The organism is Azohydromonas sediminis (assembly GCF_003574675.1).
In the GTDB taxonomy this organism is placed as follows: domain Bacteria; phylum Pseudomonadota; class Gammaproteobacteria; order Burkholderiales; family Burkholderiaceae_C; genus Calidifontimicrobium; species Calidifontimicrobium sediminis.
This window is the reverse complement of record NZ_QOAZ01000004.1, coordinates 107,683-120,975: the sequence shown is the minus strand read 5'-3', so window position 1 is coordinate 120,975 and position 13,293 is coordinate 107,683. Positions and strand designations below refer to the sequence as shown.

Sequence of the window (13,293 nt, the reverse complement as noted above, 5' to 3'; positions counted from 1 at the left end):
CCGACCTCGCCGATGAGCCCCGCCGCGCCGCCGTACGACTTCGCCGTCGTCGGCGCCGGCATCGCCGGGGCGTCGGTCGCGTACTTCGCCAGCGCGCATGCGCGCGTGCTGCTGCTCGAGCGCTAGGCGCAGCCGGGACACCACAGCACCGGACGCTCGGCGGCGATGTTCATGGAGAGCTACGGGCCGCCGCAGGTGCGCGCGCTGACGCGCGCGAGCCGGCCCTTTCTCGAGCAGCCACCGCCGGGCTTCGCGGCGACACCGCTGCTGCGCCCGCGCGGTGCGCTGTACGTGGCCACGCCCGACCAGCTCGACGCGGCGCGCGCACTGCACGCCACGCTCGTGCACGATGGCTGCCCGGCGCAGTGGCTGGACCGCGATGCGGCGCTCGCGCGCGTGCCGGTGCTGCGGCCCGAGACGACGGCCGCCGCGGTGCTCGACCCGCTGGCCGCCGACCTCGACGTCGACGCGCTGCACCAGGGCTTCCTGCGCGGCGCCCGTGCGCGCGGCGTGCAGCTCGTGTGCGACGCGGAAGTCACGGCGCTGGCGCGCGACGGCGACGTCTGGCGGCTCACCGCCGGTGGTCGCCCGTGGGCCGCACGCACCGTCGTCAACGCCGCCGGCGCGTGGGTCGACGCGGTGGCGGCGCGGGCCGGCGTCGCGGCGATCGGCATCGAGCCGCGCCGGCGCTCGGCCTTCGTGTTCGCGCCGCCCGACGGCGTCGACACGCGCGACTGGCCGTGCGTGGCCGCCGTCGACGAGGGCTGGTACTTCAAGCCCGACGCCGGCCTGCTGCTCGGCTCGCCGGCCAACGCCGACCCGGTCGCGCCGCACGACGTCGTGCCCGAGGAGTTCGACATCGCGCTGGGCATCCACCGCATCGAGTGCGCGACGACGATGACGATCCGCCGCCCGCGCCGCACCTGGGCCGGGCTGCACCCGTTCGTCGCCGACGGCGAACCCGTCAGCGGCTTCGACCCGCTCGCCCCCGGCTTCTTCCGGTTCGCCGCGCTCGGCGGCTACGGCATCCAGACCAGCGCCGCGATGGGCGCCGCGTGCGCGGCGCTGCTCACCGGGCGGCCGCTGCCCGACGCCGTCGTGCGCGAGGGGCTCGATGCGCACGCACTGCGCGTGCGTCGGCGCTGAAGGTCGCTGAAAGCGCCAGGGCTACACCGGCACGGTGCACCTTCAGCAGCCGCCGCGGATCCGGCTTCGCCGGTCCGCTGGCGGCGCCCCCCCGGGGGTGGGGGGGCCGAAGGCGCTTCGGGGGTCAAGCCACGCAGGTGCGGTTCTTGCCCGTGCGCTTGGCCTCGTAGAGCGCCTCGTCGGCGCGCTCGAGCGCAGCGTCGATCGCCTCGCCGGGTCGCCACGCGGTGACGCCGGCCGAGAAGGTCACGAACACCTCCTGCCCTTCGTGCAGGAACAGGCTCGCGCTGAGCGCGCGCTGCAGCCGCGTCAGCACCTGCTGCGCCTCGTCGACGCCAGTGCCCGGCAGCAGCACGACGAACTCCTCGCCGCCCCAGCGCCCGACCGTGTCGGACGGGCGCAGCGCGTCGCGCACACGCGCGGCCAGCGCCTTCAGCGCGACGTCGCCGGCCGCGTGCCCGAGCGTGTCGTTGAGCTTTTTGAAGTTGTCGATGTCGAGCAGCCCCACCGCCAGCGGCGGCACGGCATCGACCGGCGCGCGCTCGACGCGCGAGCGCTCGATGTCGAACGCCTGCAGCAGCCCGCGGCGGTTGGCGACTTCGGTCAGTGCGTCGGTGGAGACCTCGTCCGAGAGCCGGCGCAGTTCGTCTTCGAGCGCGCGCACGCGCGACTCGAGTTCGGCCGCGCGCGCGTGCTCGGCGCGCAGCCGCTCGCGCGTCGCGTGCACGCCGGCCTGCACCTCGCGGTTGTCGGCCAGCATGCGCTGCACGAGGCCGGCGAGGTCGTCGATCGACGTCGCCTCGCGGATCTGCGCCTCGTAGCGCTCGAGGCGCTGGCCGTAGCCGCCGGTGCGCTCGTCGACCTCGCCGAGCTGCGCGAGCAGCTTCTCGACGAGCGTGCGCAGCGCGTCGCGCGCGCGGTCGCGCTCGGCACGCAGGCGCTGCTGCTGGGCGCGGGTGTGCGCGAGCAAATCGGCCGCGGCCTTGACGCTGCGCGCGTTGACTCCGCCATCCAGCCGTGCCTCGACGGCGCGCAGCTGCCCCTGCGTCCAGCTCGCGTCCTCGGCCAGGTCGGCGAGACCGGCGGTCAGTTCGCGGCACAGCGACGCGAGCTGCTCGACGAGCTGGTGCCGGTGACCGAGCCAGCGGCGCGCGCGCTCGCACACCGCGCCGACAGCCGCGGCCAGCGCCGGTGTCGCACCTTGGTCGGCGATGCGCGCGGCCAGCCGCGCGAGCTCGTCGGCCAGCGCCGCGGGACGCGGTTCGTCGCTGGGCAGCGCCGCGCGCACGGTGCACTCGAGCGCCTGCGCGACCGGCGGCCAGGCGTCGGCGGTGGGCGCGGCGGCGCAGCGCGCGGGCGGTGCGTCGGGCACGAGGCTGGCCACCGATGACGCGGCGTTGGCGGTCGGCGCGGCCGGCGGCTCGGCGAGGTCGAGCATCGGGTCGATGCCGGTGTCCACCGGATCGTCGACGCTATCGTGCTCCCAGCTCGTGACCAGCTGCTGCAGACGCTGCTGCAGCCGCTGCGCGTCGTGGCGGCTGCCGTCGAGCACGCGCTGCAGGCTGTCCTTGCGCCGCGCATTGGTCCAGTGGCGCCCGCCGCGCTCGACCCCGCGCGCGACGCGCTCGATCAGCGCCGCCCAGCCGCGGCCGGCGTCCAGCCGCTCGACCAGCCGCTGCGCGTCGTCCCAGCGGCCCTCGAGCAGCCCGGCGACGAGCTCGGCGCGCTGCGCGGCGTCGTCGCAGGCGCGCTGCGCCAGACGCTCGACGACGGCGCGCGCGCGCGCCGGCAACGCGGGCGCCGCCGCGCCGCCTTCCTCGGCCCACGCACGCGCGTAGTTCTCGGGCGTGGGCTCGAGGCGCTCGAGCGCCAGGCGCCGCAGCGCCGCTTTGGCGATCTGTGCCGGCGTGACGGTCATCGCTGCGCCGCGTGCCCCTCAGGCGCGCGCGCCACCGGCGCGCTTCGCGTCGATGGCATCGGCATCGCCGGCGGCACCGAACGGCGGCGCCTTGCGCGGCAGTACCGCGCTGCGCAGCCAGCCCTCGAGCTCGGCGGCCGGCACCGGGCGGCTGAACTGGTAGCCTTGCATCAGCGAGCAGCCCAGACGGTGCAGCTCGTCCATCTGCCGCAGCGACTCGACACCCTCGGCGATCACGCGCAGCCCGAGCGCGCGCCCGAGCGCGATGATCGCGGCGATCACCGCCGCACCCTTCGGCGCGACGCCGAGCTCGCGCACGAAGGCCTTGTCGATCTTCACTTCCGAGATCGGCAGCGTGCCGAGGTACGCGAGCGACGAGTAGCCGGTGCCGAAGTCGTCGATCGACACCTCGACGCCGACCTCGTTCAACCGGTGCAGCGACGGGATCACGTCCTGCAGGTTCTTCATCAGGTTGCTCTCGGTGATCTCGAGCAGCAGCGTCGACGGCGCCACCCCGTGCAGCGCGAGCGCGTCGTGGATGCGGTCGACGAGGTCGCTGCGCTCGAAGATGCGCGTGGGCATGTTGACCGCCACCGGCAGCGGGTGACCAAGGCAGTCTTGCCACGCACGCGCCTGACGCGCGGCCTCGCGCAGCAGCCACTCCGACATCGGCACGATCAGGCCGGTCTCCTCGGCCAGCGGAATGAAGTCCGCCGGCGACACCAGCGTGCCCCCGCGCTGCCAGCGCATCAGCGCCTCGACGCCGACGACGCGCGCCGAGCGCACGTCGACCTTGGGCTGGTAGTGCAGCACGAGCTCGTCGCGCTCGATCGCCTTGTGCAGCGCGCTCTCGAGCTCGAGGCGCTCGCGCCCGCGGCCCATCAGCAGCGGGCTGTAGACCGCCGCGGCGTTCTTGCCCTGGTCCTTGACGGCGTACATCGCGACGTCGGAGTTGCGCATCAGGTCGGCCACCGTCTGGCCGTCGCGCGGAAACATCGCGATGCCGATGCTGGCGGTGACGACCCACTCGCCGCCGCCGACGAAGATCGGCTCGCGCATCACGTCGAGCATGCGCTGCGCGACGCGCTCGGCGTCGCGCTCGTCGCCGACCTCGGGCAGCAGCGCGACGAACTCGTCGCCGCCGAGCCGCCCCACCGCCTCGAGCTTGCGGTGCCACGCCGGCCCGACCGCCTCGACGGCGCCTTCGAGCACCTGGTCGCTGTGGCGCACGCAGCCACGCAGGCGGCGCGCGACCTCGATCAGCAGCTCGTCGCCGGCCGTGTGGCCGAGCGTGTCGTTGATGTTCTTGAAGCGGTCGAGGTCGATCAGCAGCAGCGCGACGCTGTGGCCCATGCGCCGCGCGTGCTGCAGCGCGCGCTCGGTGCGCCAGATCAGCTGGTGGCGGTTCGGCAGGCCGGTGAGCGGGTCGAAGTTGGCCAGCCGGCGGATGTGGTCCTCGGCCGCGCGGCGGTCGGTCACGTCCTGCACGATGCCGGTATAGCCGATGCTCTGGCCGTGCTCGTTGTACTCGGGCTCGGCCTCGACGTGGATGATGCGGTGACGCCCGTCGGGCAGCGTCACCGGCAGGTCGGTGGCCAGCACCGAACTGTGCGCCAGCACGCCGCGCAGCAGCCGCACGAAGCTGCGCCGCGTCTCGACCGGCACGAGGCGCAGCAGCGCGTGCAGCATCGGCCGCTCGCCGGGGCCGTAGCCGAACACGCGCAGCCCCTCGGGCGACATCACGAGCACGCCGCCGACGCCGTCGGCACCGCGCCGCCAGTCGAAGCTGCCCATCTTGGCCAGATCCTGCGCGCGCGCCAGGCGCGCCTTGCTGCGCTCGAGTTCGAGCCGCAGCCGCGATGCGCGCAGCAGGTAGCGCAGGCGCCCGGCGAGCAGGCTCCACTGCGTGCTCTTGACGAAGAAGTCGGTCGCGCCGGCCTGGTAGGCGCGGTTGATCGACGCCTCGTCGTCGAGCCCGGTGAGCATCAGCACCGGGATGTTCTCGAACGCCGGCATCGAGCGCAGCGCCTCGCAGGTCTGGAAGCCGTCCATGCCCGGCATCAGCGCGTCGAGCACGATGACGTCGGGCGCGAAGTGGGCCAGCATACGCAGCGCCTGCTCGCCGCCGGCGGCCTCGGTGATCGCGAAGCCGCGGTCGCGCAGCGCGATCGCGGTGAGCATCAGGTTGACCTCGTCGTCGTCGACGAGCAGCACCTTCGGCGCGGACTCGGTCGCGTCGTCGGCGTGCAGGCCCGCGTCGTGGCTCATCGGGAGTCGGCCGCCGCGCGCCCGGCCAGCACCAGCAGGCGCTGCAGGTGGGCGGCCAGCAGGTCCAGCGGCGCGTCGAGGGCGGCGACGTCGCCCTCGCGCACGCGGCGCTCGACGTCGGCGCAGGTGCGCGACAGGTCGAGCGCGCCGACGCTGGCCGACGACGACTTCAGCGTGTGCGCGACGCGGCGCAGCGCGTCGTGGTCGCCCGCCGCGCGCGCCTGCGCGAACTCGCGTGCGTGCCGCACGAGCGACTCGACGAAGGTGTCGAGGATGCGCGCGATCAGGCCGTTGCGGCCGTCGGGATCGAGTTCGCGCAGCCGCTGCACGCTCGCGGCATCGAGCACCGGCAGCAGCGCCGCCGACGCGCCGGCCGCGGGCGGCGGCGCATCGGGCACTCGATCGTCGGGACGTGTCATTGCGGGCTCGCGCAGGTCTGGAGGCACGGCCGATCGCAGGCGGCCTGGGACATCGACCAAAGCGGCATTCTGGCACCGCCATCGCCCGCCGAAGCCGCGGAAAAGCACCCCCCGGCCCCGCTGTCGCTTTGCCGGCCGGCGCGTCGCAGCCGCGGCGGCGACGCAACGAGCGGGCAGGTCGGCATCGGCAGACTCGGGGGCGACCCGCAGCGGGCCGTGCCCCGTCTTTCGGCCGCCGAAGCCCGCGACTTGAGCGGCGCCCACGCGGGGCGTCGCGAGGGCGCTGCATACAATTCCCGCCATGCACAACGGCGGCGCTTCGGCCACGCGCGCGGCGCGACGCCGGCACAAGGCGGGGGTGACGGCGCCGCCGCCGCGCGGTTCAGCGCGGCGCCTGGGCGCGTTGGCCACTGCGGCGCTGGCCGCGACGGCCGCGCCGGCGCTGGCCGATGCCGGTGCGACTCTCGCGGACGGCGGCTGGACGGTGGTGGTGGCGCTGCTGCTCGTCGCGGCGCTGGCCGCCGTCGCGGGCACGCTGTGGAGCCGCCAGCGCGGCGCGCCGGCGCTATTTGCGGCGCGGCATGACGCGCAGACCTGGGCCCGACTCGTCGACGGTTGCCGCTGGCGCACCGACGCCTCGCACCGCGTGCGCGAGTGGACCGCGGGCGCGACGGTCGGTGTGCCCGCGTGGGCCGAGGCCTGGCGCGGCCACGTGCTGTGGGACGTGCTCGACACGGCCGACGGCACCGACCTGCGCGGCGCGCTCGAGTCCGGCAGCCCGCTCGTCGAAGCCGAGGTGCGCCCGCGCGGCGGCGACCGCGAGACGACGTGGACGCTGCGCGCGGTGCCGCAGATCGACGCCCAGGGCCGCTTCGCCGGCCACGCCGGCACGCTGGCGCCCCGGGCCGGCGCTGCGGCGCCCGCGCCGCGCGACGATGCCGCGCTCGACGCGCTGCTGGAGACCTGCCCGGGGCCGGTGTGGATCGCCGATCACGACGCCGCGCTGCCCGGCTGGCGCGTGCGGCGCAGCAACGCGCCCGCGCTCAAGCTCGCCGGCGGGCTGACGACGCCGACCTGGCCCGAACTCGTGGCCGCGCTGCCGCCGGAGCTGCAGCTGCTCGTCGGCGCGCTCAAGCCCGATGCCGCGCCGGTCGTGCAGGGGCGCTGGTGCGCGCGGCTCGTCGCCGTCGGCGACGGCGCCACCGCCGGGCGGCTGCTCGCGCTGTGGCCGGCGGCGGGCGCCGACGACGTCAGCGCCGCCGAGCGCGAGTCGTTCACCTACGCCGTCTCGCACGACCTGCGCGCGCCGATCCGCGTCGTCGAGGGCTTCACGCGCATCCTGAAGGAAGACTACGGCGCGCAGCTCGACCGCATCGGCAACGACCACCTCGACCGCGTGCTCGGCGCGGCCGCGCGCATGAACCACATGATCGACACGCTGCTGGCGCTGGCGCGGCTGTCGAGCCAGCCGCTGGTGCGCCAGCCGGTCAACCTGACGCAGCTGGCCGGCTACGTCGTCGACGAACTGCGCCGGCAGTACCCGACGCCGCCCGCCGACGTGACGATCGAGCCCGGCATGGTCGTGCAGGGCGACCCGACGCTGCTGCGCATGGCGCTCGAAAACCTGCTCGGCAACGCGTGGAAGTACAGCGCGCGCTGCGAGCGGCGCGCGATCGCGTTCGAGCGCACGCGCGCCGACGGACGCGACGCGTTCGTCGTGCGCGACAACGGCGCCGGCTTCGACATGCGCTTCGCCGACCGGCTGTTCGGCGTGTTCCAGCGCCTGCACAGCGCGTCCGACTTCCCCGGCACCGGCATCGGGCTCGCGTCGGTCAAGCGCATCGTCGCGCGCCACGGCGGCCAGATCTGGGCCGAGGGCGAGGTCGGCAAGGGGGCGCGCTTCTACTTCACGCTCGGCGACTGACGCCGCCCGGCGGGCGCCGGCGGCGCCGCGCTACGTCGGCCGCGCCGAGCCCGCGAGCAGCTCGACCGCCTCGACGAGCCGCTCGGCCTGCGCGCGCAGCGCGCGCTGCTCGTGCGTCGCCTGCGCGATCAGGCGCGCGAGCGCCTCGCCGCGCGTGAGCGAATAGCGGTGCATCAGCACGCCCACCGCGATCCACACCGGGTCGGGCGGCGACTCGGCCGCCGGCGCCGCCGGTGCGGGCTCGTGCGCCGGCAGCCGCGCGAACGCCGCCTCGACGGTGGGCACGATCTGCCCGATGTCCAGCGGCTTGACGAGGTAGGCCACCGCGCCGAGCGCCTTGACCTGCGCGACGGTGGCGTCGTCGGAGAATGCCGACAGGAACATGAACGGCACCTTGCGCTCGCGCAGGTAGGCCGCGACGTCGAAGCCGCTCTTGCCCTCCATGCGGATGTCGAGCAATGCGAGGTCGGGCCGGTGCTCGCGCGCGAGCAGGATCGCGTCGTCGCCGTTGTCGGCGTCGATGACCTCGTAGCCCGCCTTGGCCAGCCCGTGCGTGACGGTGGCGAGCACGAGCCGGTCGTCGTCGACGACCAGGATCTTGCCCTTGCCTTCCTTGGCGCCGTCGACGGCGCCCGGTGACGCGGCCTGCATGTCGGTCATTGTGCTACAGCGCCCTGTCACAGCGGGTCGAGAAGTGTCACCACCGGTGGCGTCAGCGTCACGCGCGCGTGCACCTCGTCGCCCACCGCCTCGATGGCCAGCGCCGCGTGCCGCCGCGGCAGCAGCGCGCGCACCAGCCCGAGCCCCGAGACGCCGCCGCGCACCTGCGCGAAGTCGAAGCCCGGCGCCAGCCGGCCGCGGTTGGCAACGACGATGCGCACCGCGTCGTCGCTGCAGTCGAGCGTGCAGCGCACCGCGTCGGCGGCGCCGTGCTTGACGGCGTTGGTCAGCAGCTCGTTGACCGTCAGCGCGATCGGGATCGACTCGGCGTCGGGCAGCGCCCAGCGGTGCGGTGCGCCGCCGCGCACCTCGACCGCGATCGGGCGGCCGAACATGCGCTGCACCGACGCGGCGATCGCGTCGAGCACGCTCTTGACGCGCAGCGGCCCGCTGGCGCCGACCTGCAGCCCGTAGACCTGCGCGATCGCCTGCACCTGGCCCACCGCCTCCTTGATCACCGGCGCCACCTCGGGGCGGCGCTCGGCGATCTGCTGCATCAGCCCGGCCACGCCCTGCAGGTTGTTCTTGATGCGGTGGTGCACTTCCCGCACGAGCACGTCGCGCTGCGTGGCCTCGGCCGCGCGCTGCTCGGTGACGTCGCTGGCCGCGAGCAGCAGCTGCCCGCGGCCGGGGTCGGCGTCGGCCGGCCCGCGCAGCGGCACGTAGCGCGCGTCCCACACGCGCGCCGCGCCACCGGCGCCGGGGCGGCGGTACTCGCGCCGCGTGACGGCGTCGCTGGCCAGCGCCTCGCGCAGGTCGTCGCGCAGTTGCGCGCCGTCGTCGCCGCCGAACAGCTCGTCGATGCGCCGGCCCACCGCGGCGTCGATCGGCGTGCCGATGAACGCGGCGGCCATCTGGTTGAGCTGCAGCACGCGCAGCGACGCCGCGTCGACCAGGCCGATGGCCATCGGCGCCGTCTCGATGATGCGCTCGAGCGAGGCCTGCGCCTGCGCGACGCGCAGCTCGGCCTGGCGGCGCGCGTCGATGTCGAGCAGCGCAAAGGTCAGCTCGCCGCCGGTGGCCACGACGTTGCCGACGACCCAGAACTCGCGTCCGTCGCGCGCCTTGAGCCGGCACTCGAAGGTCTCGGCCTGGCCCTCGGCGAGCACCGCGACCCAGTCGTCGCGGCGCAGCGGGTGGTCGGGCTCGGGCGTCGCGACGGTGGCGATCGGCGCGCCGGCGAAGTCGGCCAGCTCGCCGCCGAACATGCGCCGTGCCGAGCGGTTCATCCACTCGATGCCGCCGTCGCGCACCGTGACGATGCCCACCAGCACCGAGTCGAGGATCGCGCGCGTGCGCTCGGCCTGCAGCAGCAGCTGCTCGCGCGAGCGCTCCTGCTCGGTGACGTCGAGCGTGACGACCGACATCGTGCGCCGCCCGCTGGCCAGCCGCCCGGGCTCGACGCGCGTGAGCAGCCAGCGCCGCCCGAGCGCCGGGTGACGCACCGCGTAGCGCACCTGCACGCGCTCGCCGGCCTTCAGCGCGCGCTGCAGCCGCTCGTACTCGGGCAGCGACGCCGGGTCGACGAGCTCGCGCGAGATCGCCTGCAGGCCCTCGACCGACGCGCTGCCGGCCGGCGCCTCGCCGGGGGTCACACGCGGCGCGCGGCTGCGCAGCCAGCCGCGCGACTCGTCGAAGGTCGCCACGCCGATGCCGGCGGTGTCCATCAGTGCGCCGATTTCGAGCTGCGCGAGGTCGCGCTCGTCCTCGGCGCTGCGGTCCTCGACGACGGCCAGCAGCCGCCTCTGCCCCGGCAGCGGCTCGATCGCGCGCAGCCGCGCGGCCACGCGACGGCGGCTGCCGTCGGGCTGCACCAGCGTCGCGTGGCGCTCGACGATCGCCGCGCCGAGTGGACGCGCGTCGTCGTCCCAGGCCAGCAGCTCGCGCAGCGGCGCGTCGGCGTCGGCCATCGTGACCGGCACGCGGCCGACGAGCGCCTCGAACGCGCGGTTGCTGCGCACGACCAGCCCCTCGGCGTCGAGCATCACCATGCCCACTGGACTCAGGTCGAACCACTGCACCAGCTCGTCGACGGCGTGGTCGCCCGCGCTCGGCGCCGCACCGCCGGCGGCCAGCGGGCGCACCAGCAGCGCCCACGGCCCGCCGGGCAGGCGCGACAGCTCGAGCGTGACGACGCGCCCGTCGCCCAGCCGCGCGAGCTGCGTGACGGGCTGCGGCGGCGCCGTGCCGCGCAGACGGTGCACCCACGCGAGCGCGTCGGCGCCGAGCAGCGCGCCGAGGTCGTCGAGCGTGCGTGCCGACTCGGGCACGCCGAGCTGGCGCGCCGCGAGGTTCGCGTGGTGGACCTGCCCGCGGCTGTCGAACACCAGCACGGCGTCGGCGACGGCGTCGAGCAGCGCCGCCATGTTCGCGGCGCTCAGGCGGGACGGGATCGGGGCGGCGGCAACGCTCATAGATGGCGGCGCACGGCCGCGCGGCCGTGCCGGCCCAGTGTACGCAGCCGCGCGGCCGCCGGTGCGGGCCGCGGGGAGGTCAGCCGAGCTCGCGCGCGAGCGCCAGCGCGCGCAGCAGCGCGGCGTTGACCTCGCCGGTGGACATCATCAGCCGCTCGGCGATCTCGCGCAGGTCGAACACCGACGCGTTCTCGACCGCCTGCACGAGCTCGAGGTACGGGCGGTACGGGCCGTCGCCGCCGGCCAGCGTCTGAGACACGCCGGCCGGGATCGGGATCGACTTCAGCAGCTCGTCGAACGGCTGCTTCATCATCTTGTCGAGCAGCGAGAACACGCCGCAGATGAAGGCCTCGTCGCGCAGCTGCGTGTCGCCCTGCCCGCTGGCCTTGACGAGCTCCTCCATCAGCAGCCCGCGGCGCAGCGCGGCGAACATCACCGGCTTGGCGTCGGGCTCCTTGCTCGCCTGCGCGAGCAGCAGCGCGAGCCAGCGCTTGAGGCGCTGGTAGCCGAGCATCATGATCGCGTGGCGGAACGACGCGATCTCGACGCGCAGCCCGAACGCCGGCGAGTTGATGTAGCGCAGCATCTTGAAGCCCAGCGTCGGGTCGAGCTTGATCACGGCGTCCAGCCGCTCGACGGGCTCCTCGTTGTCGACGCGGCGGATCAGCTCGACGATGGTCTGCAGGTCCGGCTTGACGCCCTTGCCGCCGGTGGCCGGCACGACGTCGTCGAGCGGCCAGCCGAGCACCGCGACCGCGCCGCGCTCGAACGCCTCGGCGACCTGCACGACGGTGCGCACGCCCGACTGCACGAAGCCGATCGAGCGCGTCGTGCCCGGCGGCGCGACGGCGTCGCTGCGGCGCTCCTCCGACAGGTCGATGATCGAGTGCGTGAAGCAGCCGAGCACTTCGCGCGGCAGCGGCTGGCGGGGCCGGCCGGCGAGCATCAGCAGGTTGCCGCGCGCGTGCAGGTCGACGATGGCCTGCGTCTGCGCCGGGTCGCCGGCGATGAAGGCCGGCACCTCGACCATCACGTGCGACGCCGGCTGCGTGCGCAGCAGGTCGTGCAGCATCGCCTCGCTGGCGACGTTGAGCGCGAGCTTGACGCCGCCCTCGGGCCAGGCCTCGGCCAGCGTCGCGAGCAATTCGGTGGCCGGCACGACGGTGTCGGGCCGCGCGGGGAACACGGTCAGCCGCGTCGCGATGACGTCGCGCTGGCGGTCGATCATCGGCGCGTAGCCGAGCACAACGTGGTTGAGGACGGGGTTGCTCATGGCGCTCAGCCGTTGAGGTACTGGAACAGCGACATGCGCTGCACGATCGAGTAGGCCTTCAGCGCGGCGTCGTAGCCGGTCTGGCGGTTCTGGAAGTCGGAGATCGCCTGCACCATGTCGAGGTCCTCGGCGTTGCTGCGCTCGGTCTGGCCGTGCAGCTTCTGCGCCGCGACGCGCCCCTCGACCATGTCGGTGCGGTTGAGCACCTCGCCCACCGCCGCGCGCAGCCCCTGCAGCGCGCCCATCGATGCGTCGAGGTCGCGCAGCGTGCGCGCCACCGTCTGCGTGACCTGCGCGGGGGTGCGCAGCGGTGTCGCGAGTTCGGCGATCGCGCGGTCGAGCACGTCGAACACGCCGAGCTCGGGCCGCGACGGGTGCAGCTCGAAGGTGTCGCCGGCGGCGGGCGCACCGCCGATCGTGAACGCCATGCCGTCGATCTCGATCGCCTTGCCCGGCGTGAACGGCTGCGCGCTGAGGTAAGGGGCGAGCGGGTCGCCGCGCAGGACGTCGTACGTCGTGCCGCCGGCGCCGAAGACGATGCGGTAGGGCTCGCCGGTCAGTGCCGACGGGTCGCTGACCTGACCCGCGTCGACGTAGGCCGTCGTACTGTTGACGTTGTCGGTGACGAAGCTGCCGTTGCCGCTCCACGCGTTCATCCACGCGTTGCGGCCGTCGACGGTCAGCGGCAGCGGCTCGGCGCTGGCGGTGTCGACGCCGCCGCCGGTGCCGCGGTAGACGACCCCGCCCGGTGCGTCGACGAACGGGGCCTGCCCGGCGCCCTGGCCGGCGAACAGGAAGCCGCCGGCGCCGTCGCTGCGGTTGGCCACCGCGAGCAGCTGCGCGCGCAGGTTCTTCAGCTTCTCGGCCAGGCCGGCGCGCTCGGCGTCGCTGTAGGTGGGGTTGCCGGCGGCGACCATCGCCTCGCGCGCCTGCTGCAGCAGCTCGCCGGCGTCGCCGAGCGCCGACTCGGTCAGCGTCATCGCGTTGCGGCTGGCCTCGAGGGCGCGCTGGTCAGCGTCGCTGCGCGCGACGCTGGCCAGCGCGCGCTCGGCGCGCGCCGCCGCAGTGGGGTCGTCGCTCGCGCGCTGCACGCGCTTGCCGCTGGTCAGCTGCAGCTGCGCCTCGGCCAGGCCCTGCTGGCGACGCTGCAGCTCGTCGACGCTGGCGTTGAAGGTGTAGGCGGTGGTCACACGCATCGGTCAGCCCCGTGG

8 protein-coding genes and 1 pseudogene are annotated in these 13,293 nt (G+C 74.9%); 2 read left to right on the top strand and 7 right to left on the bottom strand.

The genetic code is table 11. The features are described from left to right. Positions 1 to 12 precede the first annotated feature (12 nt). Positions 13 to 1,146 (top strand): annotated as a pseudogene (locus tag DRV96_RS04040) (NAD(P)/FAD-dependent oxidoreductase). Between the two features lie 124 nt (positions 1,147 to 1,270). On the opposite strand, the gene DRV96_RS04035 reads toward DRV96_RS04040, so the two are convergent. The 3 genes from DRV96_RS04035 to DRV96_RS17965 are packed head-to-tail and all read right to left on the bottom strand — an operon-like array spanning position 1,271 to position 5,751. Then, positions 1,271 to 3,064, bottom strand: a complete 1,794-nt coding sequence (locus DRV96_RS04035; protein WP_119288028.1) for a GGDEF domain-containing protein — start codon at positions 3,062 to 3,064, stop codon at positions 1,271 to 1,273. Between the two features lie 18 nt (positions 3,065 to 3,082). Continuing rightward, positions 3,083 to 5,332, bottom strand: a complete 2,250-nt coding sequence (locus DRV96_RS04030) for a putative bifunctional diguanylate cyclase/phosphodiesterase (RefSeq protein WP_119288026.1) — start codon at positions 5,330 to 5,332, stop codon at positions 3,083 to 3,085. Then, complete coding sequence (locus DRV96_RS17965; protein WP_162910937.1) at positions 5,329 to 5,751, bottom strand: Hpt domain-containing protein; 423 nt, start codon at positions 5,749 to 5,751, stop codon at positions 5,329 to 5,331. Before DRV96_RS17965 ends, DRV96_RS04030 begins: the two co-directional genes overlap by 4 nt. Positions 5,752 to 6,109: 358 nt before the next feature. Between DRV96_RS17965 and DRV96_RS04020 the strand changes: the two genes are divergently transcribed. Continuing rightward, a complete protein-coding gene (locus DRV96_RS04020) occupies positions 6,110 to 7,675 on the top strand; it encodes an ATP-binding protein (RefSeq protein WP_162910936.1) in 1,566 nt (521 codons plus the stop codon). 30 nt (positions 7,676 to 7,705) lie between these two features. Here DRV96_RS04020 and DRV96_RS04015 read toward each other — a convergent pair whose 3' ends face one another. From DRV96_RS04015 to flgL, 4 genes are all read right to left on the bottom strand, one after another. Further along, positions 7,706 to 8,326, bottom strand: coding sequence for a response regulator (locus DRV96_RS04015; protein WP_119288128.1), 621 nt, complete (start codon positions 8,324 to 8,326; stop codon positions 7,706 to 7,708). Between the two features lie 26 nt (positions 8,327 to 8,352). Beyond that, complete coding sequence (locus DRV96_RS04010) at positions 8,353 to 10,809, bottom strand: sensor histidine kinase (RefSeq protein WP_119288019.1); 2,457 nt, start codon at positions 10,807 to 10,809, stop codon at positions 8,353 to 8,355. 79 nt (positions 10,810 to 10,888) lie between these two features. Further along, entirely contained in the window at positions 10,889 to 12,082 is a 1,194-nt protein-coding gene (locus tag DRV96_RS04005) for an EAL and HDOD domain-containing protein (protein ID WP_119288017.1), read from the bottom strand. 5 nt (positions 12,083 to 12,087) lie between these two features. Continuing rightward, the gene (flgL, locus tag DRV96_RS04000; protein WP_119288014.1) at positions 12,088 to 13,278 is read right to left on the bottom strand and encodes a flagellar hook-associated protein FlgL; all 1,191 of its coding nucleotides are present in this window, start codon (positions 13,276 to 13,278) and stop codon (positions 12,088 to 12,090) included. Between the last annotated feature and the right edge of the window lie 15 nt (positions 13,279 to 13,293).